Raw genomic sequence first — 23,162 nt, forward strand, 5'->3', positions numbered from 1 at the left:
CGCCTCATCACGCACCCTCGCTTGAAACCTTGTGGTGAGGTCGACGTCCTCCATAGGCATCTCGTTGCCGGTGCGCCGGGCCGTCCGCCAGCCGTGGCGCCGCGCCGCCCGCAAGAGCTCCAGGCCAGGGCCCGGAGCGCCTGCATCGATGGCGTGCAACCGTTCGAGCAACGCGAGAACCATCTCGGCCTCGACGTCGTCTTGAGCTACTCGGAAGCGCCTGGACACTCGATACACGGTCCGCCGCAGGCCGGGGAGTGCCAACCACACCGCATAGAGCTGCCACTGCTGTCCGGGCTTCTCCCGCTGTGCCAAGCCAACCGCTTCTCGCCAGATCGCCTCACGCAACGGTTCGTCAACCGGCTGCTCGTAGAGCTCCTGTCGTGCCTGATGCGGAGTCAGCCACAACGTCTCCGGAGCGCCTGGAGCTGAGATGTGGAGCTGCGGGACAGGCCGCAGACCCCGGATATGCTCCTCGATCGAATCGAACAGGCTGGTCCTCTGTAACAGGGCCACGGTCCACTCCCTCGACATGAGTTTCCAACTCGGCGCTTCCTCGGTCTCGCCTCAGGCCAGCCGTTCCGCCATGCCGTCGGCGCCCCAGCCGCCCGCTGCCCCCGGACGGCCGCCCGGCCCGGGCGGCGCGATGCCGCCATCCGCCTTGGCCGCCCGCTGCCCGGGAACCTGCCGCCCCAGCGCGACGAGCCGGTCACGCAGCAGTTCCGAGAGTTCCTGCTGCTCCTGCGGCGTCAGCTTGCCGAGCATCTGAGCCATCTCGTCCTGCCAGCCGACCTCGCCCCGGAGGGCGGCCTGGTGGCTCACCGTCCAGTCCAGCACCTGACTGACCTGGTCCGGGTGCCTGAGCAGCCAAAGCGCCGCCAGCGAGACAGGGCCGCCGCGCAGCGCCTGAAGGCAGAACTCGTACTCTTCCCTGTGATTGGCGGTCCAGGAGTACGGGAGCCCGGCGTCCCCGGCCTGCCCCAGCCGCAGTTCCCCGGCCGATTCCCGCGCGAAGACGTCGGTCACGCGATAGGTGAGCCCCGAAGCCTCCAACCGCTGCGGCGGGGACAGAGACCGCAGCATCTCGGCCGCGGCGATGCCGTATCCCTCGGCGGTCTGCCCCGCCTCCAAGTGGTGCAAGGCCCGGTCGAGGCCGTTGCGGACCACGTCCCATCCGTGCGTCGTCCCACTGCGCACGGCCTGAACCGGGTCGTGCACCCACCACAGCACCCGTACGTCCACCGATTCGGTACCGAACGCGGTCGGCAGGCCGACTCCCCTCGTCTGCGAACGCTCACCGAGATGCACATGGAACGCGGCGTCGTAGCCGCCGAGCAGCCGTGGCCGGGACATCGCCTCCATCGGCTCCGCGCCCGGCTCTTCGATCCCGCGCAAGAGCATGCCGAGCGGCGATCCGGTCCGAGCGCCGTGCCTGTTCCGGCGTCCCAGTACGTGGTGGGCTCCGCCCTTGTCCCTCAGCACCAGGGCCCGGTCCAGCCGGCCCGACCAGCGCTGCCGGAGAATCTCACGCCAAGGCGCATGTACGGCGAGGATGTAGACCGGCTGGTCGATCTCGCTCATCAGTATGTCCTCCTGTCCGCACGTACGTCGGTACCGTCGTAATCGGAGCCGCCATGCGCGAAGTCGCCGTACGCGGAGCCATCAGCCGCGGGGCCGACGTCCGCGGTCCGTGCCGTCGGCTCACCCCTGCGCCAGGCGCTCAACGCGGCACGAGCGATCTCACGCCCGGCCATTTCCGTGTCTTCGTGCCGGTCGATCTCGACGAACAGGCCCAGAACGCCGTGCTGCATGTTCCGCGCGAGGTCGGTGAACAGCAGTTCCACGGCCTCTTGCAGCTGATCGCTCCAGACGGCCATCCGGCTCCAGCCGACCAGTGCGCGGCGCGTCGCTTCGGAATTGTCGTTTCCGCTGAGCGTCCGCCGAATGAGAGCGATGATCTGTTCCGCGAACTCGCCGTCTTCCAGCAGCTCTCCTTGAAACCAGAGAGGGCTACGGAGCAACTGCGGGAACGCCCCCAAGGCGAGTTCGGCGTCGGGCCCCTCGTGGCCGGCCCATTCGGTCAGGTTCCGGAAGACCACCGCCTGATTGCCCGACTCGAAGAGACGGACCAAAGCCCTCCCCACCTCCGTACGGAGGGTGTATTCATGGGTGTCGTCCAGGCCGTAGGACAGGCTTCGCAGCAGGCGCAGCGCGAGGTCCGGCCGGGACGCCCCGAAGTCGGTGCCGCAGGCGTGCGCGACGGTGCACCGCAGTTGCGTGCCCCGCGCGTGGCTCCAGGCGGAAAGCCGGTGCTTGACCTCCGTCGCCAGCACGGGATCCTCGGCCGCCACGCCCAGCGCGTAGGCGGCGATGTCCCGGCTGCTCCTGCGGTCGGACTTGGCGAGTGCGGCGATGTGCCGTAGCGCTTGGCGGCCGCCGCCCCAGCCGGCCGCCATGCCCATGACTCTGCCCACCGGCTGTGTCAGGTCGTTCTCGTTCCTGACCTGGTCCATCCAGGACGCGAGCACTTCGGACAGCTGCCCGTACTCCCGCCACACGTATTTCAGTACGGCTTCCGCCTGCCGGTGCCGGGTGAAGTACACGGGCTCCACCGAGTAGGCGAACGCGGGGCCGGACCGGACCTCCTTGGGCGCGCACTGTGCGCGTACGGTCCACAGCAGGTGCTCCAGGGAGCGCCGGAAGACGAATTGCGGGTTGGGGCGCGACGGCTCCGGGCCGTTCCGGCCGGCCCGGCCTTCCCCGTCGTCGCCGCCCTCGCCACGGTCGTCGGTCCGCGGCAGTACGGAGTTCAACCGGCCTTCCGCCAGTTTGAGGAGCCGCTCCGCCTCCTCTCGGACGATCCGGTGGTCCAGCCCTTCGAAGACGCAGGTCGCCAGCAGGAAAGCCAGCCCGTCCGCGTCGTCGCACAGGCTCCTGATGAGGTCCGGCGCCTCACCCTCGGCGAGGAAGCTCAGCCGGTTCCGGATGTCGGACCGCTCCGCCCCGCCTTCCCCGGAAGCGACCACGGCGGCGACCAGTTCGGCGACTTCCGCGGGGACGAGTTCGGGCACCAGAAGCTCGTCCAGCAACCCCTTCTCCAGGCCGCCGAGCAGTCGCTCGCGCTCCGCCGGATCCGGTACCGCCGCCTGGAACCGCTCCTCGAACACCGCCCGCGGCGCGGGCGGCCGGTACCGCACCGGACTGACGTGAAGGTCCCGCTCCAGGCTCCGTACCAGGCCGGGGTCGTACGGAAGCACCACCACCATGCGCGCGTGCGCCTCGGTCAGCAGGCGCCGCAGGTTGCCGACCACCGCGGGTTTCAACGGTTGTTTGAGCAGTAGGCCGTCCACCAGGTATCCGCGCGCCTCGGTGTGGGTGGGCCGCCAGGAGGAGAGGTCGGTGTCATTGTCGACCGCGCGCAGCGCCATGCTCTCGCCGCTGTGGTGGTACAGGAGGTTGAGAGCCGCGGTCCGCCGTCCGGTTCCGGGTTCGCCGGTGAGGAAGAGGACTCGGGTGTCGAGCTTCTCCAGGGCCGCGGGGAACCAGTCCGGCTTCGCGAAGCCCAGCCGCGCCTCCAGGATCTCGGCTTCGGATACGGGCCCCTCGTACGCCTCGGCTCGTCGGCCGCCTGGGCCGGCCGCCCACTCCTGGTTCTTCACATGCTGACCGCCGTGCACGGAACCCGCGTTGACGTTCGCGCCCGGCGCGAAGATGAAGGACTGCTGCCGGTCCGCGTCCACGTACGGGCCGAAGACCGCGTCGGCGTGCTGGTATCCGTACGCGTTCTCGTCGCCGTAGCCGTCGAAGTCGTCATAGTCGTCGTCGGGTCCGTCGGACTCGTCCTCGCCGAGTCGGCTCCCCGGACTCTTCGGCGTCTCGCCCGGCCTCTCGTTCGCCGTACCGTCCTGTGCACCAGGCGCGGCACTGGCCGACCCGCCGGTCAGCTCGCCGATCGGCGCCCTGTGCGGCGCCCCGGGCCACTGCTCCGCCGTCTTCCCCGAGCGGTCCGGGCCGCCGTCGGGCCCCGCCCGCCCGTCCCCCGGGCTCACTGGTGCCTCGACTTCTTGTCGCCCCGAACCGTGTCGCCCTGGTTGCCGTGGACGGTCCCCGCCTTGTTGCCGCCGAAGTGGTCGCCGCCCACATCCGTGTTGCTGATGCTCTGACCGCCGTGCACCGTGCCGGTGTTCAGGTTTCCCTTGTCCGCCCTGTTCGTCACCGTCCGGCGCGAACCGCCGCCTTTGCGCCGTCGCGGCTCGGGCTCCGCGTCCGCGCGCCGGGTCTCCTGGTCCTCGATCACCTGGTCGCCCAGGATGTGACGGTCGTAGAGATTCCCGGACGGGACAGGGACGTACAGCCAGGCCCGCTGAGCGAATGTCTTGTCCTCGACCGCCGCCGGCACCTCGATGAAGTAGTCGAGATGACGGCCGGTGTAGCCGCTCACCACCGCGTCCTGGAAACAGCGGTCGGAGAGGATGGCTGCCACCTGCGTGACGTTCTCGCTGGAAGCGGCCAGCATCGCCTTGACCGGACGGGAGTCGAGCAGGCGGTGCGTGTCGTTGCGGGGCGTGCCCTTGCCGTCGTACTTCTCCCCCGAGTCGGTCACGGGCCCAATGTTCAGGCTGACCCGGAGCCGGATGCGAACGGCCCCCACCGAGTGCACATTGAACTCGGTGAGCACGTCCTGGAGCGTGCTGAGCCAGGGGTGGATGACGAAGGGCATCGCCCCCGGGTCGAAGCCGAATACGTAACCGTCCCCTTTGGCGTCGGGAAACCTCCTCTCCTCCCAGACCTCCGGGATGCCCGCGCGCTCGAAGGACTGCTGGAGAAGCTGCGGAATGGCATTGCTGATGACGATGTGCTCACTGGCCGGGTATCCGGTGAAGTCCTTGGCGTCGACGGCCACGATTCCCCGGTACGGCGGGAGTCGCCGGCTCCGGAGGTTGGGGCCGTTGATCGCTTCGGGCTGTTCGGAGGAGCGCGGGAAGGACGGGTTCATGGCGGTTTCCTCTCGGAGACGGACTCTCGAAGTCGCTCCGGACCGGGTGCGGTCCGGGCACCCGCGGCGGTGAAGACGGTCCGGCCGCCGCCGATGCCCTTCGAGGTTCGCGAACGCGCGTGATCCGTTCCGCTGCCTCAGTGCGGATGGCAAGTGATGCACGTCACATTCACGGCTGCCCGAAGAAGCGCCGCCCGAGAGTCGCCTCCCGAGGCCGCACCCGCCCCCGCGGGCGACAGCCGCGACAGCGTCAGCCGCCGAGAGACTCCACGGCCCGACGCAGCGCGGGCAGGTCGTCGATCACGATGCGCATGCGCCGAGTGCGCACCCGGCACGGCTCCAGCTTGCGCAGCAGGTCGGTGACGGTGTTGCGGTGGATACGCAGATGCTGAGCCAACTCCTCGTGCGTGAGGGCGAGTTCCAGGGACCGTTCGGCGCAGGGGCCGGGCCAGTTCGAGATGTCGGCGATCCGCACCAGGGCCGCGGCCAACCGGGGCAGGACGTCTCCGCCACCGCGAGCCTGCGTCGATTCCCGCAGCCGGGTGAGGGCATAGCGCACCAGGACCGGTGAGAGGTCGCGCGCGGCGACGAACCGAATGAACTCCTCCCTGCCCATGACCGCGACCTCGCACCGGAGCAGCGTCTCCACGCTCGCCAGCCGGCCTCCCCCGCCGAGCACGGCCACCTCGCCCAGCAGGTCCCCGGGCCCGCGGAAGGCCAGCAGAGTGAGCGCCCCGTTCCGCTCGGTCCGCACGACCTTCAGGACACCGCTGAGTACGGCCAGCACATGGGTGCCGGGCTCTTCCTGTCTCAGCAGCAACTCGCCGGGCGGGTGCCAACGCCGGCGCGACCGCCGCACGAGATCCGCCCAGACCCCCTCACCGGCGAGATCCCGTAACGTCCGGCCACCAGAATCCGCCGCCTCCCCTGAGGAGCACGCGTAGTCACTCATGGGACGACCCTAGGAAGACACCATTCCGCCGCGCAGGCGAACGGACGGTTCCGCCACGTACGCCCCGCCGGGGCTCACCACGCCCGACCCGCGAATAAAAAAGCCCCGGTCCGTATTGACGGCCGGGGTATTTCTCTGCGTATATTGGGGGTTTCCATGTCTACCTTGAATATTAGACATAGCCCATCCCTCACTTTCACAAGGTATCCGAGCGGAGCTGAATTGTCAAATACGGAATTGCGAGACGAGCAGGAATTCATCGATCTGCTCCACGAGCGGCTGGCCGAGCTGCGGGACGGGGCCGAGGAGGCGGTGCGGGAGGTGCTGCCGGTCGAGGGGAACAGCCATCAGGCGCGGCTGGAGCGCGAGGTGCTGGTGGCCGAGCGGTCCGGGCTGCTGGCGGCGTTCAACGCCGGGGAGAGCGGGCTCTGCTTCGGGCGGCTGGCGTTCCGGGACGGGCGCGACCACCACATCGGGCGGATCGGGATGCGGCGCGACGACGCGGACCGGACGCCGCTGGTCGTCGACTGGCGGGCCGACATCGCGCGGCCGTTCTACCTCGCGACCGGGCACACCCCGATGGGGCTCCGCCGGCGGCGGCACATCACCACCGCGGGGCGGCAGGTCACCGCGCTCCACGACGAGCTGATGGACCTCACCGACACCGTCCGCACCGGGCACGAGGGCTCCGACGCCGACGCCGTGCTGCTGGCCTCGCTGGACGCGGCGCGCACCGGCCGGATGCACGACATCGTGCAGACGATCCAGGCCGAACAGGACCGGATCATCCGCGCCCCGCACCGCGGCATCCTCGTCGTGGAGGGCGGGCCCGGCACCGGGAAGACCGTGGTGGCGCTGCACCGGGCCGCGTACCTCCTCTACGCGCACCGGGAGCTGCTCGCCCGCCGGGCCGTCCTGATCGTCGGGCCGAACCCGGCGTTCCTCGGCTACATCGCGGAGGTGCTGCCCTCGCTCGGCGAGACCGGCGTGCTGCTCGCCACGCCCGGCGACCTCTTCCCCGGCGTGACCGCGACCGGCGCCGACACCGCGCGCGCCGCCGAGGTCAAGGGCGGTGCGGCGATGGCCGACGCGCTGGCCCGGTTCGTACGGGACCGGCAGGCGGTGCCGCCGCGCGGCGAGCCCATCGTGATCGACCACGAGGACGGCGAACTGCTGCTGGACGAGGACATCGCGTGCGACGCGCGGCACGCGGCGCGCGCGACCGCGTTGCCGCACAACCTCGCGCGGCCGCACTTCGCGTTCCACGTCATCGACGCGCTCACCGCGCAGCTCACGGACCGGATCGGCGCGGACCCGTACGGCGGGCCCAACCTCCTCGGGCCGGACGACACCGCCATGCTCGGCAAGGCGATCGCGGCCAGCGCCGACGTGCACGCCGCCATCGCGGAGCTGTGGCCGTCCCTCACGCCGGAGGAGCTGGTCGCCGACTTCCTCGCCGAGCCCGTGCACCTGGACGAGCGGGACGCCGAGGCGATCCGGCGCCCCGGCGGCGGTGGGCAGGACTGGACGCCCGCCGACGTCCCGCTGCTCGACGAGGCCGCCGAACTGCTCGGCGACGACGACTCCGCGGCGCGCGCCGCCGCCGAGGCCGAGCAGCAGGAGCGGATCGCGTACGCGCAGGGGGTGCTCGACCTGTCCCACGGTTCGCGTACGTACGAGTTCGAGGACCTCGACGAGGAGGACTCCGAGGTGCTGGCCGCGCACGACCTGGTCGACGCGGAACGGCTCGCCGAACGCCAGGAGGAGGCCGACCACCGCAACGCCGCCGAACGGGCCGCGGCCGACCGTACCTGGGCCTTCGGCCACATCATCGTGGACGAGGCGCAGGAGCTGTCCGCGATGATGTGGCGGCTGCTGATGCGCCGCTGCCCGACGCGTTCGATGACGCTGGTCGGCGACCCGGCGCAGGCGGCGGAGCCGGGGGGCTGCGGTTCGTGGGAGGCGATCCTGGCGCCGCACGTCGGGGACCGCTGGAAGCGCGTACGGCTCGGGGTCAACTACCGGACGCCCACCGAGATCATGGAGATCGCGGCGGCGGTGCCGCGCGCCGCGGACCCGTCCTTCGAGCCGCCGCGCTCGATCCGCTCCACGGGCGTACGGCCATGGGCGCGACGCACCGGGGACCTGGCCCGGGCGGTGGCGGAGGCCGTGCAGCGGGACAGGGAAGAAGTACGAGGGGAGGATCGCGATGCTTCCGGGCATCTCGCGGTGATCGCTCCGCTCGGCCTGCACGGCGAACTCGCCGCCGCGCTGCCGCAGGCGTCCGCCGGCCGTTCCCCGGATCTGACCAGGCCGGTGGTGCTGCTCGACCCCCGGCAGGCCAAGGGGCTGGAGTTCGACGCGGTCATCGTCGCGGAGCCGGAGGAGTTCGGGGCGAGCGATCTGTACGTGGCGCTGACCCGGGCTACGCAGCGGCTGGGGGTGATATACACGGGCGCGCTGCCGCTGGGGCTGGAGTTTCCCGTGATGACGGCGACGGAGTGACGGCGGCCGGACCCGGTGGCGGGGCCGGACCCGGGGGCGGGGCTGGACCCGGGGGCGGGGGTGGACCTAGCACCACCCCGAAGAGGCCACGTCACCGTATGCCGCCGGGCCCGCGGATTCGGGATCGTAATCGTAGAGGAGCTTCACCGCCCACTCGCTCTCACACGCATACGCATACGAATCCGGGGACCGTCATGAGCCTGAGCACCAGTGCCCTGTCTTACGCTGCGGCGTCCGAGCCTCACGCCGGTCCGGCGGACGCCCCGGCGGAGGCTCCTGCGAAAAGGCTCGGCTTCTGGCGCGCGCCGTTCTCGGCCGTCACGTACCGGGAGTTCGGCCACATCCTCGCCTCGCTGCCGATCGCCGTCGTCGGTTTCGCCTTCGCCCTGACGATGTTCTCGGTCGGCGCGGTCCTCGCCGTCACGGTGCTCGGGCTGCCCGTACTGGCCGGGATGCTGGCCGGTGCGCGCGGGCTGGGGGCGGCGGAGCGCCGGCGGGCGGCGGACAAGCTCGGCCTCCAGGTCGCCGCGCCCGCGCCCGTATCGGCGCCGCGCGCGCCGGGTTTCTGGTCCGGGCAGCGGGCGCGGCTGGGGGACGCGGCGGGGTGGCGCGCGTTCCTCTTCCAGCTGGTCATGTTCCCGTGGCGGATGGTGAGCTTCGTCCTGTCGACGACCGTGCTGCTGGTCGGCTGGGCGGTCGCGCTGCTCCCCGCGTACAACTGGGTCTTCCCGCACTACGTCGGCTGGCCCGGCTACCGCCTGTTCGACTTCACCTCGAACGGCGTGCACCACCAGTACTACCTCACCTCGCCCTTCCAGCTCGCCGGGGTCTCCCTCGTCGGCCTGGTCATCGTCTTCCTCACCCCGAAGCTGATCCGCGCCCTGACGAACGTCGACCGGGCGGCGGTTCGCGGGATGCTCGGGTAGGCGGGCAGGCGGGCAGGCGGAGAGGCGGGGAACCGGGCGGGCGGGGCGGTCTATCCCCGCACCGCCGCCGCCACATGGTCCCGGAACCAGCGGTGGCCCGGGTCGGCCGCGTTGCGGGGGTGCCAGGCCATGCCCAGGTTCAGGGGGGCCAGGTCCAGGGGGATGGGGAAAGTGCGCAGGCCCATGGCCGTCGTCGTGTCAGGGAGCCAGTCGGTCAGGGTGAGGGCCACCAGGTCCGTGGTGCGGGCCAGCATCATCGCGCTCGTATGGCTGGGCACGACCACCGCCGTGCGGCGGCGCAGGCCGAGTTCGGCCAGGGCGCTGTCGATGGGGCCGAAGCGCTTGCCCTGGCGGGAGATGCCGATGTGGTCGGCGGCGGCGAAGCGGCGCGCGTCGATGCGACCCTCGAAGAGCGGGTGGCCGCTGCGGGCGATGCCCACCAGGGGCAGTCGGGCGAGCTGCCGGGTCCGGATCTCCGGGTCCAAGTCGCCCAGTACGCCCAGTTCGACGTCCACCCAGCCCTGCCGCAGCGCGGGACCGCCCTCCACCGCCTCCGGCAGGAACACGACGTCGACGTGCGGGGCCTCCTCGTGGATGCGCTCGGTCAGCGTTCCGGCCAGCCCCACCAGCAGCAGGTCGGTGGTCTGTACGGTGAACGTCCGCTGAAGGTGCACGGCGTCGAAACCCGCTCCGGGCCGTAGGACGTTGTCGCAGCCGCGCAGCAACTCCCGTACTTCCTCCCGGAGTTCCAGGGCGCGCGGGGTCGGGACCATGCCCTGGCCGGCCCGGACCAGCAGCGGGTCGCCGACGGTCCGGCGCAGCCGGGCCAGCGTGCGGCTGGCCGCCGCGGGCGAGGTGCCGAGCCGTTCGGCGGCTCGGGTCACACTGTTCTCCTGGAGCAGGGCGTCGAGTGCCCGTAGCAGATTGAGATCCATACCCGCACCCTTATGAGCTGCATTTTTACTTCCGCGACAAAGATTAGCTGCTGATCTTTGCATTGTCGGACAGCCCCCTCCGCCGCGACAGTGGACATGTCCGCAGGCCCCGATACGGACACTCCCGGTCGACAAGGACTCGGGGTCTCCGCCAAGAACCACGAAGTACACGAAGGAACAGCACACTCATGATCGTCATCACCGCACCCACCAGCACCATCGGCCGCGTCCTCGTCGGCGACCTGCTCGCCCGCGGCGCTCGGCTGCGGCTCGTCGCTCGCGACCCCTCGCGGCTCGCCCCCGAGGTCCGCGAACGGGCCGAGGTCGAGGTGGTCACGGGCTCGCACGGCGACCCCGCCGTCATCGACCAGGCGTGCGCCGGGGCCGAGGCCGTCTTCTGGCTCGCCCCAGACGACGGGTCCGCGCCGAGCACCGAGGCCGCCTACGTCGACTTCACCCGCCCCGCGTGCGACGCGTTCGCGCGGCACGGCGTCAAGCGCGTCGTGGGCATCTCCGCCCTCGGCCGCGGCACGGCGCTGGCCGACCGCGCCGGGCTGGTGACCTCGTCGCTCGCGATGGGCGACCTGATCGCCGCCTCGGGCGTCGCCTACCGGGCCGTGACCTGCCCGTCGTTCATGCACAACCTGCTCAACCACGCCCGGGCGATCAAGGAGAAGGGCATGTTCTTCATGATGGCCGACCCCGACCTGAAGAGCCCCACCGTCGCCACCCGCGACATCGCCGCCACCGCCGCCCGGCTGCTGCTCGACGACGCGTGGACCGGCGCCGGGGAGGTTCCCTGCCTCGGCCCCGAGGACCTCTCGCCCAACGAGATGGCGCGGATCATCTCCGAGGTCCTCGGCACGGACGTCGGCTACCAGCAGATCCCGGGCGCGGCCCTCAAGGACCGGCTCACCGGTTTCGGGATGACCGACGCGATGGCCCAGGGGATGGTCGACATGTTCGACGCCAAGAACCAGGGACTGGACCTCGCCCAGCCGCGTACGGCCGAGTCGACGACCCCGACGACGTTCCGGCAGTGGTGCGAGGAGGTCCTCAAGCCGGCCGTCGCAGCCGCCTGAGCTGTCCGCCTGAGGGTGCCGGCCGGGCTACGGGTGGTGGTGGTACAGGCGATCCGCCCGTACGGCCTGTATCGCCTATATCACCTCTGCGGCCCGTACCGCTGGCGCCCGCACCCGCGCCGATTGCCCCTCCCCCGGAGGACGCCCTTCGGGAAGCACGCCCTCCGGTAAGTCGGTTACAGCGCCAGCGACTTGAAGGCCCGTGCCTGGTCCGTGATGGCGCGCTCCGTGGGCAGTCGCTCCATGGACGACGCGCCGAAGAAGCCCGCGATCCCCTCGGTGTGGTCCAGGACGTACCGCGCGTCCTCGGGCTCCGCGATCGGGCCGCCGTGGCAGAGCACGATGATGTCGGGGTTGACCCGCTTCGCGGCGTCGTGCATCTCCTGTACTGCTGCCGCCGCCTGATCGAGCGTCAGGGCCGTGGCCGCCCCGATGGAGCCCTTGGTCGTGAGCCCCACATGCGGTACGAGGACGTCCGCGCCCGCCCGCGCCATCTCGGCCGCCTGGTCGGCGTCGAAGACGTAGGGGGCGGTGAGCAGTTCGCGTTCGTGCGCCTGGCGGATCATGTCGATCTCCAGGCCGAAGCCCATCCCCGTCTCCTCCAGGTTCTCGCGGAACTTGCCGTCGTAGAGGCCGACGGTCGGAAAGTTCTGTACGCCCGTGAAGCCGACGGCCTTCAGCTGGTCCAGGAAGTTGCCCATGATGCGGAAGGGGTCGGTGCCGCAGACCCCGGCGAGTACGGGTACGTCCCGTACGACCGGCAGCACCTCGCCCGCCATGTCCAGCACGATGGCGTTGGCGTCCCCGTACGGCAGCAGGCCCGCGAGGGAGCCGCGGCCGGCCATCCGGTAGCGGCCGGAGTTGTAGATGATCAGCAGGTCGACGCCGCCGGCCTCGGCGCACTTCGCGGACAGGCCGGTGCCCGCGCCCGCGCCGATGACGGCGCGGCCGGCGCTCACCTGCCCGGTCAGACGTGCCAGGGCTGTTGTGCGGTCCATGCGGCCCATGCGGTCCATGCGGTCCATGCGGTCCATGCGGTCCATGCGGTCCATGCGGTCCATGGTGAGGTCCTCCATCGGTGCTGCGTCGTGCTGGGTTGTGCTGTACGGGGCTGGGTTGTGCTGTACGGGGCCGGGTGAGGCTGCGTCGTGCCGGTCGTAACAGAGCTGCGCGGTATCAAGGCAGCGCCGTGTCGAAGCTGCGTCGCATCAAGATCAAAGCTGCGCCGTATCGTCCTCCCCCGCCTCCCGCCGCCCCCCGATCATCCGGTCCAGCAGTTCCGCCGCCGCCACCGCGAACGAGGCGTCGTTGAGGTGCGCGTCCACCTCCCGCAGTTCCACCGCGCTCCCCCCGATGGCCCCGCGCAGCGCTGCCAGCCCCGCCGCGTCGGCGGCCGGGTCGTGGAACGGGCCGCCCTCGGCGTCCACCGCCGAGACGCCGCCCAGCGGCCACATGACCGCCGCCGGCCCGTGCGCCGCGGCCAGCTTGCGGCCGATGACGTCGCCCAGCGCGGCCATCTCCTCGGACGTGGTGCGCATGAGGGTGACGGTGGGGTTGTGGACCAGGAAGCGGCGGTCGGCGAAGCGCGGCGGAACGGTGTCCGCGGGGCCGAAGTTGACCGCGTCCAGCGCGCCGGGCGCGACCACCTGCGGTATGCCCGCGCGCCCGGCCGCGGTGAGGCGGTCGGGGCCGGCGCTGAGGACGCCGCCGACCAGTTCGTCGGCGAGTTCGGTGGTGGTCAGGTCGAGGACCCCGGCGAGGAACCCGCCCGCCGCCAGTTTCTCCAGCGCCCGGCCGCCCGAACCGGTGGCGTGGAAGACCAGCACCTCGTAGCCGAGCTCCTCCAGGCGGGCGCGGGCGGCGTCGACGGCGGGCGTGGTGATGCCGAACATGCTGGCGCCGATCAGTTCGCGCTCCCGTGCGGGCGCGGCGCTCAGGCTCCGCTCGTACCGGGCGGCCATCCCGGCGGCGGCCGCCACCGCGTTGCCCATGACGAGCCGGGAGACGGAGTTGATGCCCGCGACGTCGACCACGCTGTACATCAGGGTGATGTCGCTGCTGCCGACGTACGGGCCGACGTCCCCCGCGGCCATCGTGGAGACCAGCAGCTTCGGCACGCCGATCGGCAGCGACTGCATCGCCCGCGCCGCGATGGACGAACCGCCGCTGCCCGCCACCGCCAGCACCGCGTGCAGCCGGCCCTGCCGGTGCAGTTTGGCGATCACCCGGTCGGCGCCCTCGGCCATGGCCTGCACCGCCGCGCCGCGGTCCGCGCCCGCACGCAGCGCCGTCACGTCGTGCCCGGCGGCGCTCGCGACGGTGGCGGCGTCCACGTCGCCGGGGAACGCGCCCTCGGGCAGCGGCATCACCCCGGCGTCGACGACCACGACCTCGCAGCCGGTCTCGCGGAGCCGCTCCGCCAGCCACGCGTACTCCGCGCCCTTGGTGTCCAGCGTCCCGAGCAGCACCACGCTCGCCATGTCCTTCTCCTTTGAACGGACGGTCGGTGCTCCGATCATCGACCGGTCGCCGACCCCCGCCAAAGACCACTTCGGGCGAATTGGCCTGGAGCGCGTAGATGGAGATGCAATGCGGGGGCGGCGGGGGCAGCGATGATGTCGGGCATGGACCGTATCCCTCCCACCCGGCTGTCGCGCCTGCTCACCGGCTGGACCAAAGGCGGCACGGAGGCGCTGCCCCGCCTCCTCGCGGACGCGCTGCGCGAACTGGCCGAGCGCGGCGACGTGCCGGCCGGCACCGTGCTGCCCGCGCAGCGCGTACTGGCGGCGGCGCTGGGCGTCAGCCGCTCCACGGTGACGGCCGCGTACGGGCAGCTGGAGGCCGAAGGGTGGCTGGAGAGCCGGCAGGGCAGCGGGTCGCGGCTGCGCGGCGCGGGCGCGGCCGACGCGCCCGCGAGCGAGGGGCGGCTCGCCGGGTTCGGGGCCCGCGACGGCGGCATCGACCTGTCCAGCGGGGCACTGGACGGCCTGCCCTCGGTCGCCGACGCGGTACGCGACCTGCCGGCCCGCGATCTCGCGGCGGCGCTGCTGGACGACGGCTACCAGCCGTACGGGCTGCCGGCGCTGCGCGAGGCGATCGCCGGGTACCACCGGGCTGCGGGGCTGCCGACCGCGGCCGACCAGATCCTCGTCACGGCCGGGTCCCAGCAGGCCGTATGGCTGATCACGCAGGGGCTGGTGCAGCCCGGCGACAGCGTGATCGTGGAGGACCCGACGTACCGCGGGGCGCTGGAGGCGCTGCGGGCGCGCGGGGCGCGGCTCGTCCCGCTGGCGGCGGACACCGGGCCCGCCGCCCTCGGCCGCCTCGTCGGCCACATCCGGCCCCGGCTGTTCTACGTGCAGCCGGCCGTCCACAACCCCACCGGCCGGGCGCTGGACGCGCGTACCCGGCAGGCGTGGACGGGTGTGCTGGCCGAGCACGGCCTGTACACCGTCGAGGACAACTCCTACGCGGAACTCGCCCTGCGCGACGACTCCGCGCCCGAATCCCTCGCCGCGCGGCTGCCGCCCGCCTCCACCGCGACCGTCGGCACGATGTCCAAGCTGTTCTGGGGCGGCCTCCGGCTGGGCTGGGTACGCGCCTCCCCCACCGTCATCGCCCGGCTCGCCGAGATCAAGAAGTCCGTGGACCTGGCCTGCCCGGTCGTGGAGCAGCTGGTGGCCGTGCGGCTCCTCCAGCGGCTGCCGGAGGCCCGCGCGCTGCGCCGCGCCCGGCTGCGCGACCGGCTGGCGGAGACCGAGCGGCTGCTACGGGCACGGGTCCCCCACTGGCGCTGGGAACGGCCGGCCGGGGGCTCCGCCCTGTGGGTGGAGATCCCCGGCGCAGATACCGAGGCCACGGCTCAACTCGCCCGGCGGGCCGGGGTGTTCGTCGTGCCGGGTCCCGCCTTCTCCGCCGTGGACGGCTTCCGCCACCATCTGCGGCTGCCGTTCGCCGACGCGGACGGGAGGCTGGAGAAGGCGCTGCCGGTGCTGGAGGAGTGCGCGGCGCAGAGCCGGGCGCGGTGACCGTACGGGCGTACCGCCGTCAGTCGCTGGTGAGGATGGCCAGCTGCTGGGTCGCGCGGGTCATGGCGACGTAGCGGTCGACGGCGCCTTCGATGCCGTCGCCGAAGCCGTCCGGGTCGATGAGGACGACGAGATCGAATTCCAGCCCCTTCGAGAGCTCGGGGGTGAGGGACCGAATGCGGGACGACGACCGTGTGCGGGACGACGATCGTGTGCGGGACGACGATCGTGTGCGGGACGACGACTGTGTGCGGGACGACGATCGTGTGCGGGACGACGACTGTGTGCGGGACGACGCCTGGAATTGGAAGGGGACCGTCCGGTCCGGCGGGCTGTCGATGACGCAGGCGATCCCCTCGCCGTCGGCGTGTTCGGCGAGCCAGGCTCCGAGCACCTCGTCCAGGTCCGCGACGGAACCGTGGGTGACGGGGATGCCGCTGCTGCGGATGGAGGCGGGCACGTTGGCGTCCGGGAGGACGGCGCGGATGGCCGGTTCGGCTTCCGTCATGACCTCTTCCGGGGTGCGGTAGTTGATGCCCAGGGTGGCCACGGTGACGCGGTCGATCCCGGCCCGTTCCAGCCGCTCCCGCCAGGTCTCCGTGAAGCCGTGCCGGGCCTGGGCGCGGTCGCCGACGATGGTGAAGCTGCGGGAGGGGCAGCGCTGGAGCAGCATCTGCCATTCGGCGTCGGTCAGTTCCTGCGCCTCGTCGACGATGATGTGCGCGAACGGGCCGGCGAGCAGGTCGGGTTCGGGCCCGGTCAGCGCGTCCTCGTCGATGAGGGAGTCCTGGAGGTCCCGTCCGCGCAGCATCCCGACCGCGCCCTGGCTCTCGTCGATCTCGCTGTTCTCCAGGATGTCGGCGATGACGTCGGCCCGGCGGGCGCGTTCGGCGGCGACGGCGGCCTCGCGGCGGCGCTTGCGCGCGGAGGCCGCCGGGTCGCCGAGCCGCTGCCGGGCGGCGTCGAGGAGCGGCAGGTCGGAGACGGTCCACGCCTTGGCGTCGGCGCGCTGGAGCCTGCGGATGTCCTCGGGGGCGAGCCAGGGGGCGCATGTGCGCAGGTAGGCGGGGACGGTCCAGAGGTCGCCGACGAGATCGTCCGCGTCGATCATCGGCCAGGCGCGGTGGAGGGCCCGGAGCAGGTCGCGGTCCTGGCGGAGGGAGCGCCGGAGCATGTCGGGGGTGGGCGCCCCGCTGTCGCCTTCCCCGCCTTCCCCGCCTTCTCCGTCCTCACCGGCCTCTCCGTCCTCGCGGGGGTCGAAGCCGCCGTCCTTGTCGACCAGGATCGTGAGCAGTTCCTCCAGGATCTGGTCGCGGGCCTCGTTGTGCGGGGTGCCGGGTTCGACGGCGTCGAAGGCGGCGGCCCAGTCGGCGGGGCTCAGCCAGATGTCGGACCAGTGGCTGGAGACGGTCATCCCCTCGGCGGGCGGCTCCTCGTAGATGCCGACGGCGGGCTCGACCGCCTTGACCAGGTCGGCGGATGCCTTCAGGGCGGCGACCCGCGGATCGTCCTCGACGGCGGCGCCGGCGCCCTCGGCGACGAGGTCGCGCAGGACGCAGGTCTGCACGCCCTCTTCGCCGAGGCTGGGCAGGACGTCGGAGACGTAGGCGAGGTAGGGGCGGCTGGGGCCGACGAACAGGACGCCGCCGCGGCGGTGGCCGAGGCGGGGGTCGGAGTAGAGGAGGTGCGCGGCGCGGTGCAGGGCGACGACGGTCTTGCCGGTGCCGGGGCCGCCGTCGACGACGAGGGCGCCGCGGGAGCCCGCCCGGATGACGGCGTCCTGGTCGGCCTGGATGGTGGCGAGGACGTCGCGCATCCGGTCCGAACGGCTGCCGCCGAGACTGGCGATGAACGCGGACTGGTCGTCGAGCGCGGCGTGCCCCTGGAGCCCGTCGGCGGTGAAGACCTCGTCCCAGTAGTCGCTGATACGGCCGCGGGTCCAGCGGTACCGGCGGCGGCTGGCGAGGCCGAGCGGGTTGGCGTGGGTGGCGGCGAAGAACGGCTCGGCCGCCGGTGAACGCCAGTCCAGCAGGAGCCTGCGGCCCGTACTGTCGGTGAGCCCGAGGCGTCCTATGTACACGGGCTCGGGGCTGTCCTCGGGGACGATGCGCCCCAGGCACAGGTCCAGCCCGAAACGGCGCAGGGCGCGCAGCCGCCCCGTCAGCCGGTGGACCTCCGCGTCCCGGTCCATCGCCGCCCGCCCGATGCCGCCGGGCGCTTTACGGGCCTCGGCGAGCCGGTCGGAGAGTTCGGCGATCGTCTGCTCCAGGCTCTCCGCCAGCGCCGCGAAGTGCCGCTCGTCACCGCCGATCAGCGCCGGGTCCGCCTTGGCGGAGAGGTGGTCGGGAAGGTCGAATGCACTGGTGGCCAGAGAACTCATGCCGACACCTCCACGACATCACCGCACGCCCCATAAACCGACAACAAAATACGCACTTCTCGAATCCCCCATTTAGCGAAGTTCCGCCCTCGGCCCGCAGATTCTGCCCCACCAACGGGGCCTTGCCGCAAGCCCCCCAGTGCGCTATATGTTGAGAGTGGCAAGGGGTGGGTTTTCCTCCTTGCCTTTCTTGTTGCTTTCACCGCCGCCGACTCTTGTTCAGCGGCGGGCCCCGCCCCCGATCACCTTGGTTCGAGAGCGACGCCCGCCCGCGTCTCGCTTAGATACTCGGCTATCTATACACTCAGATGTATGGACACGCCCTGGGTGATCGAGGTCGAACCGGAGGTCCGGCATTGGCTGGACAACCTGCCCGATCGCGACTACCTCCAAGCAGAGCATGCAGCCGAACGCTTGCTGGACTCGCCGACCACCTTGGCCGAGCCGTTCGGCCGCCACCTGGGCGATGGCCTGCGCGAATTGCGGTTCACACTTGGCCACGACGGCAACGCCATTCGCCTGACCTACTGGCTGGCGCCCGGACGCCGGATCGTTCTCCTGACGGTCTTCCGCAAGACGAGGATGCGGGAGGAAGCCGAGGTCGATCGGGCCAGACAGGTTCGCAAGTCCTGCGAGGCCGAACACGAAGCCGCGCATGAGGTGTTCACCCGTGACGTCACGAAGGGAGACAGCTGATGAGCCACGCCCAGTGGAAGCTGGCGCGGGAGCGCAAGATCGCCGAGGGGTACGTGGAATCGCCCGAGGTCGAAGCCGCGCGGACGGAGATCCGCCTGGCATTCGACCTCGGTCAGGCCGTCCACGACCGGCGCGCCCAACTGGGCATCTCCCAGGCTGAACTGGCGGAGCGGGCCCACATGACCCAGCCCCAGATCTCCAAGCTCGAACTCGGCGGCACCGTCCCGACACTCCCCTTGCTGGCACGGCTCGCGAAGGCACTGGACGCCTCGCTGAACATCGCCCTCGACGGCGACACCTCCACCGTCGCCTTCACTCCGCACGCCGCATAGGCACCGCCGGACGCACCTGGGCAACCGTCAGCGGCCGGCACGTGCGTGGCGTGGGACGATTTTGGGGCGGGTTGTGGGATTGCCGTACCGAAGTGACCGCCCCTACCGAAGGACGAGCGTTCATGCGCGACGAGACGATCAGTGGGTTTCTGGAGCGGCTCGCGGGGCGGGTGCCCGCGCCTGGGGGTGGTGCGGTGGCGGCGTTGCACGCGGCGCAAGGGGCGGCGTTGCTGGGGATGGTGGCGCGGTACAGCACCGGGGAGAAGTACGCCGCGCACGCGGACGTCATCGGGCGGATCACCGCTGAGAGCGACGCGCTGCGCGAGGCGGCGCTGCGGCTGGCGGAGGAGGACGCCGCGGCGTTCACCTCGGTGACCGAGGCGTACAAGCTGCCCAGGGGCGATGACGCGGCCAAGGCCGCGCGGTCCGCCGCCATCGCCGAGGCGCTGATCGGCGCGGGGCGGGCGCCGGCCGCGGTGATCGCCGTCGCCGCGTCCGTCGTCGCGTTGGCCGAGGAGCTGCTGCCGGTCGGCAACCGCAACGTCGTCACCGATGTCGCGGCCGCCGCCGAAGCCGCCCGCGCCGCCGCGGCCACCGCCCGCGTGAACGTCGAGATCAACCTCGGCGGCATCAAGGACGAGCGGGTCCGCGCCGAACTGACCGCCGAGGCCGCCCGCGCCGACGGCCTCGCGGCCCGCGCCGAGCAGATCACGGCCGCCGTACGCAAGGAGATCGGACAACAGTGAGCGCAACTCCCCTGAACGGCAAGGAACTCGCCGCCTCCCTCCGCGCCTCCACCGCCGCCGAGGCCGCCCGCCTCACCGCCGCCGGCTCCCCGCCCCGGCTCGCCGTCGTCGTCGCGACGGCCGACGAGTCCAGCGCCTGGTACGTACGCTCCATCGCCAAGGCCGCCGCCAAGGCCGGCATCGGCTGCGACGTCGTCGATCTCGGCGAGCACGCCGCCCCCGACGCCATCCGGGCGAAGCTGGCCGAGCTGTCGGCCGATCCCGGCGTGCACGGCGTCATCCTTCAGACGCCGCTGCCGGAGGGGGCTTCGCTGGAGGAGCTGGCCGGGGCCATCGCGTTCGAGAAGGACGTGGACGGCGCCAATCCGCTCTCCCTGGGGCGGCTGGCCGCCGGGCTCCCCGCGTTCGCCCCGGCCACCGCCGAGGCCGTCGTACGGATTCTGGAGCACCACCGCGTCGAGCTGACCGGCCGGCACGTCGCGGTCGTCGGGCGCTCGAACGTCGTCGGCAAACCCGCCGCGCACCTGCTCCTCGACAAGAACGCCACCGTCACGGTCTGCCATTCGCGCACCAAGGACCTCGCGGCCGTCACCTCCGCCGCCGACGTCGTGGTGGCCGCCGTGGGCCGGGCCGGGCTGATCGGGGCCGAGCACGTACGGGCCGGGGCCGTGGTCGTGGACGTCGGCACCAACCCCACCGAGGACGGCGGGCTGACCGGCGATGTGGACGCCGCCTCCGTCGCCGAGCGCGCGGGCGCCCTCACGCCCGTACCCGGCGGCGTGGGGCCGGTGACCACCGCGCTGCTGTTGCAGCACACCGTACGGGCGGCGGCCCGGCGCTGACCTCCCCTCCTTCCCGCCGTGCGGGGCCCCGGAGAATTCATTGGCATTTCTCCCCATTTGTTGTGATGCTCGGTCCATGCCCACGCCCACGCCCCGCACCTTCGAAGAACTCGTCGCCGAAGCCGACTCCGTATCCGTCGACGGCTGGGACTTCTCCTGGCTCGACGGCCGCGCCACCGAGCAGCGCCCCTCCTGGGGGTACCAGCGCGCGATGGGCGAGCGGCTGGCGCGGGCGAGCGCCGCGCTCGACATCCAGACGGGCGGCGGCGAGGTGCTCGCCGGGGCGCCGGAGCTGCCCGCCCTGATGGTGGCCACGGAGTCCTGGCCGCCGAACGTCGCCAAGGCGACCGCCCTCCTCCACCCGCGCGGCGCGGCCGTCGTCGCGGACGAGGACGAGCCGCCGCTGCCGTTCGCCGACGAAGCCTTCGACCTCGTCGTCAGCCGCCACCCCGTCACCGTGTGGTGGGCGGAGATCGCCCGCGTGCTGCGGCCCGGCGGCACGTACTTCTCCCAGCAGGTCGGCCCCGCCAGCGTCTTCGAGCTCGTCGAGTACTTCCTCGGGCCGCAGCCCGAGCACATCCGCCGCACCCGCCACCCCGACGACGCCCGCCAGGCGGCCGAGGCCGCCGGGCTGGACGTCGTCGATCTGCGCGGCGAGTCCCTGCGGACCGAGTTCCACGACATCGGCGCGGTGATCTACTTCCTGCGCAAGGTGGTCTGGATGGTCCCCGGCTTCACCGTCGGGAAGTACCGCGACCGGCTGCTCGAACTGCACCGGCTGATCCAGGACGACGGCCCCTTCGTCGCGTACACCACGCGCTTTCTCATCGAGGCCCGCAAGCGTTCGTGAGACCGGCGCCCCACAGCCCCGGCACCCCACAGCCCCCTCACTCCAGCGACACCAGTTCCGCGTACTCCTCGCCCCACAGGTCCTCCGTGCCGTCCGGCAGCAGCAGCACCCGGTCCGGGCGCAGCGCCTCGATCGCGCCCTCGTCGTGCGTGACCATCACGATCGCGCCCGGGTACGAGCCGACCGCCGCCAGCACCTCACCGCGCGAGGCCGGGTCGAGGTTGTTCGTGGGCTCGTCGAGGAGCAGCACGTTCGCGCCGGAGTGCACGAGCCCCGCCAGCGCCAGCCGGGTCTTCTCGCCGCCGGAGAGCACCCGCGCCGGCTTGTCCGCGTCGTCCCCGGAGAAGAGGAACGAGCCGAGTACGTGCCGGGCCTCGCCGTCGCTCAGGTGCGGCGCGGCGTCGGCGAGGTTCTCGCGGACCGTACGGGCCGGGTCGAGCGTGTCGTGCTCCTGCGCGAAGTAGCCCAGCCGCAGGCCGTGTCCGGGCACGACGCGTCCCGAGTCGGGCTCCTCGCGCCCGGCCAGCAGCCGCAGCAGGGTGGTCTTCCCCGCGCCGTTGAACCCGAGGACGACGAGCCGGCTGCCCCGGTCGAGCGCCAGGTCCACGCCGGTGAGCACCCGCTGGTCGCCGTACGCCTTGGCCAGGCTGATCGCGGCGAGCGGCAGCCGGCCGCACGGCGCGGGCTCGGGCAGCCGGATGCGGGCGGTCTTCTCGGTCCGGCGGGCTGGTTCGAGGCCGGCGAGCATCCGGTCGGCGCGGCGCGCCATGTTCTTCGCCGCGACCGCCGTCGACACGTGCGAACGCATCTTGTCGGCCTGCGTGTGCAGCGCCGCCGCCTTGCGTTCGGCGTTCGCGCGCTCGCGGGTGCGGCGCCGCTCGTCGGCGTCGCGCTGGGCGAGATAGCCGCTCCAGCCGGTGTTGTGCACGTCGAGCGCGGCGCGCGCCGGATCGACGTGGAAGACCCGGTTGACGGTGTCGGCCAGCAGCCCCTCGTCGTGGCTGATCACGACGAACCCGCCCCGGTGGCCCGTCAGGAACGTGCGGAGCCAGCCGACGGAGTCGGCGTCGAGGTGGTTGGTGGGCTCGTCGAGGAGCAGCGTGTCGTGGTCGGCGAAGAGGATGCGGGCCAGTTCGACGCGGCGGCGCTGGCCGCCGGAGAGGTCGCCGACCGGCCGGTGCATGACGCGGTTCGGCAGCCCCACACCGGCGGCGATGCGCGCCGCCTCGGCCTCGGCCGCGTACCCGCCGCGCGCCGTGAACTCGGCCTCGGCACGGGCGTACGCGCTCATCGCCCGTTCCACCGCGCCCGGTTCGGCCGCCGCGCCCATCTCCGACTCGGCGGCCCGCAGCGCCCGTACCGCGCGGTCCAGGCCGCGCGCGGACAGGATGCGGTCGGTGACGGAGACGGCGGGGTCGGCCGCGCGGGAGTCCTGCGGCAGATAGCCCAGGTGGCCGAGGCTGGTCACGGTCCCGGCGGCGGGCCGGACGCGCCCGGCCAGGGTCTCCAGCAGGGTGGTCTTGCCCGCGCCGTTGCGGCCGACCAGGCCGATGCGGTCGCCGGGGGCGATGTGGAAGGACACGTCGGACAGCAGGAGGCGGGCGCCGACGCGTACGTCGACACCGCGGACGGTGATCATGGGATTACGCTCCGAAGAAGCTCAAGGACACACGGGTGGCGGGGAAGCGTGTGTCCTGAGCTAGGAAATGCGGGGCGTAGACATGTCATCCACTGTAGGCGGGGGTCTGTGCTCGTGCCACGTGTTTCCGCGCTGCGCGGTTCTCGGGCGGTTGCGCTGCGCGGTTCTCGGGCGGTTGCGCGGTACGGGCGGGCACTCCTCCGGCCGGGGCGGCTGCGCTGTACGGGCGGGCACTCCTCCGGCCGGGGTGGCT

Annotated in this window: 18 protein-coding genes; 9 read left to right on the forward strand and 9 right to left on the reverse strand. The window is 72.1% G+C overall.

Features of this window, described 5'->3' with window-relative positions:
- Positions 1 to 567 precede the first annotated feature (567 nt).
- The 4 genes from AB0I49_RS02745 to AB0I49_RS02760 all read right to left on the reverse strand — a co-directional run bounded on the left by AB0I49_RS02745 (position 568) and on the right by AB0I49_RS02760 (position 5,948).
- Positions 568 to 1,581: a hypothetical protein gene (locus tag AB0I49_RS02745; RefSeq protein ID WP_363224986.1), complete on the reverse strand. Its 1,014-nt coding sequence runs from the start codon at positions 1,579 to 1,581 to the stop codon at positions 568 to 570.
- Entirely contained in the window at positions 1,581 to 4,049 is a 2,469-nt protein-coding gene (locus tag AB0I49_RS02750; protein WP_363224987.1) for a hypothetical protein, read from the reverse strand. Before AB0I49_RS02750 ends, AB0I49_RS02745 begins: the two co-directional genes overlap by 1 nt.
- Positions 4,046 to 4,996: a hypothetical protein gene (locus AB0I49_RS02755; protein WP_363224988.1), complete on the reverse strand. Its 951-nt coding sequence runs from the start codon at positions 4,994 to 4,996 to the stop codon at positions 4,046 to 4,048. The genes AB0I49_RS02750 and AB0I49_RS02755 overlap by 4 nt, the downstream gene beginning before the upstream one ends.
- A gap of 250 nt (positions 4,997 to 5,246) precedes the next feature.
- The gene (locus tag AB0I49_RS02760; protein ID WP_363224989.1) at positions 5,247 to 5,948 is read right to left on the reverse strand and encodes a Crp/Fnr family transcriptional regulator; all 702 of its coding nucleotides are present in this window, start codon (positions 5,946 to 5,948) and stop codon (positions 5,247 to 5,249) included.
- A gap of 237 nt (positions 5,949 to 6,185) precedes the next feature.
- On the opposite strand from AB0I49_RS02760, the gene AB0I49_RS02765 reads away from it, so the two are divergent.
- Positions 6,186 to 8,453 (forward strand): UvrD-helicase domain-containing protein, encoded by a 2,268-nt coding sequence (locus AB0I49_RS02765; RefSeq protein ID WP_363224990.1) that lies wholly within the window; start codon positions 6,186 to 6,188, stop codon positions 8,451 to 8,453.
- A 194-nt stretch (positions 8,454 to 8,647) separates the two neighbouring features.
- Positions 8,648 to 9,379, forward strand: coding sequence for a sensor domain-containing protein (locus AB0I49_RS02770; protein WP_363224991.1), 732 nt, complete (start codon positions 8,648 to 8,650; stop codon positions 9,377 to 9,379).
- 50 nt (positions 9,380 to 9,429) lie between these two features.
- Here AB0I49_RS02770 and AB0I49_RS02775 read toward each other — a convergent pair whose 3' ends face one another.
- Entirely contained in the window at positions 9,430 to 10,314 is an 885-nt protein-coding gene (locus tag AB0I49_RS02775) for a LysR family transcriptional regulator (RefSeq protein WP_363224992.1), read from the reverse strand.
- A 188-nt stretch (positions 10,315 to 10,502) separates the two neighbouring features.
- Here AB0I49_RS02775 and AB0I49_RS02780 point away from each other — a divergent pair, with 188 nt between their 5' ends.
- The gene (locus AB0I49_RS02780) at positions 10,503 to 11,396 is read left to right on the forward strand and encodes an NAD(P)H-binding protein (RefSeq protein WP_363224993.1); all 894 of its coding nucleotides are present in this window, start codon (positions 10,503 to 10,505) and stop codon (positions 11,394 to 11,396) included.
- Positions 11,397 to 11,572: 176 nt separating this feature from the next.
- On the opposite strand, the gene AB0I49_RS02785 is transcribed toward AB0I49_RS02780, so the two are convergent.
- Together AB0I49_RS02785 and AB0I49_RS02790 are read right to left on the reverse strand one after the other, a co-directional pair.
- The gene (locus AB0I49_RS02785) at positions 11,573 to 12,472 is read right to left on the reverse strand and encodes a phosphoenolpyruvate hydrolase family protein (protein WP_363224994.1); all 900 of its coding nucleotides are present in this window, start codon (positions 12,470 to 12,472) and stop codon (positions 11,573 to 11,575) included.
- Positions 12,473 to 12,610: 138 nt separating this feature from the next.
- Positions 12,611 to 13,876: a Tm-1-like ATP-binding domain-containing protein gene (locus AB0I49_RS02790; protein ID WP_363224995.1), complete on the reverse strand. Its 1,266-nt coding sequence runs from the start codon at positions 13,874 to 13,876 to the stop codon at positions 12,611 to 12,613.
- Between the two features lie 144 nt (positions 13,877 to 14,020).
- Here AB0I49_RS02790 and AB0I49_RS02795 point away from each other — a divergent pair, with 144 nt between their 5' ends.
- Positions 14,021 to 15,424 carry a PLP-dependent aminotransferase family protein gene (locus AB0I49_RS02795; protein WP_363224996.1) on the forward strand — a complete coding sequence of 468 codons (1,404 nt, stop codon included), beginning with the start codon at positions 14,021 to 14,023 and terminating at the stop codon, positions 15,422 to 15,424.
- A 19-nt stretch (positions 15,425 to 15,443) separates the two neighbouring features.
- On the opposite strand, the gene helR is transcribed toward AB0I49_RS02795, so the two are convergent.
- Positions 15,444 to 17,804 (reverse strand): RNA polymerase recycling motor ATPase HelR, encoded by a 2,361-nt coding sequence (gene helR / locus AB0I49_RS02800; RefSeq protein WP_363224997.1) that lies wholly within the window; start codon positions 17,802 to 17,804, stop codon positions 15,444 to 15,446.
- A 312-nt stretch (positions 17,805 to 18,116) separates the two neighbouring features.
- Between helR and AB0I49_RS02805 the strand changes: the two genes are divergently transcribed.
- From AB0I49_RS02805 to AB0I49_RS02825, 5 genes are all read left to right on the forward strand, one after another.
- A complete protein-coding gene (locus tag AB0I49_RS02805) occupies positions 18,117 to 18,500 on the forward strand; it encodes a type II toxin-antitoxin system RelE/ParE family toxin (protein ID WP_363224998.1) in 384 nt (127 codons plus the stop codon).
- Positions 18,500 to 18,832 (forward strand): helix-turn-helix transcriptional regulator, encoded by a 333-nt coding sequence (locus AB0I49_RS02810; RefSeq protein WP_363224999.1) that lies wholly within the window; start codon positions 18,500 to 18,502, stop codon positions 18,830 to 18,832. Before AB0I49_RS02805 ends, AB0I49_RS02810 begins: the two co-directional genes overlap by 1 nt.
- A 122-nt stretch (positions 18,833 to 18,954) precedes the next feature.
- Positions 18,955 to 19,578 (forward strand): cyclodeaminase/cyclohydrolase family protein, encoded by a 624-nt coding sequence (locus tag AB0I49_RS02815; RefSeq protein WP_363225000.1) that lies wholly within the window; start codon positions 18,955 to 18,957, stop codon positions 19,576 to 19,578.
- Positions 19,575 to 20,420, forward strand: coding sequence for a bifunctional 5,10-methylenetetrahydrofolate dehydrogenase/5,10-methenyltetrahydrofolate cyclohydrolase (locus tag AB0I49_RS02820; protein WP_363225001.1), 846 nt, complete (start codon positions 19,575 to 19,577; stop codon positions 20,418 to 20,420). The genes AB0I49_RS02815 and AB0I49_RS02820 overlap by 4 nt, the downstream gene beginning before the upstream one ends.
- A 76-nt stretch (positions 20,421 to 20,496) precedes the next feature.
- Positions 20,497 to 21,270 carry a class I SAM-dependent methyltransferase gene (locus AB0I49_RS02825; RefSeq protein WP_363225002.1) on the forward strand — a complete coding sequence of 258 codons (774 nt, stop codon included), beginning with the start codon at positions 20,497 to 20,499 and terminating at the stop codon, positions 21,268 to 21,270.
- Between the two features lie 37 nt (positions 21,271 to 21,307).
- Here AB0I49_RS02825 and AB0I49_RS02830 read toward each other — a convergent pair whose 3' ends face one another.
- Positions 21,308 to 22,909, reverse strand: coding sequence for an ABC-F family ATP-binding cassette domain-containing protein (locus AB0I49_RS02830; protein ID WP_363225003.1), 1,602 nt, complete (start codon positions 22,907 to 22,909; stop codon positions 21,308 to 21,310).
- Between the last annotated feature and the right edge of the window lie 253 nt (positions 22,910 to 23,162).

Source organism: Streptomyces sp. NPDC050617 (assembly GCF_040654795.1).
Lineage (GTDB): Bacteria > Actinomycetota > Actinomycetes > Streptomycetales > Streptomycetaceae > Streptomyces.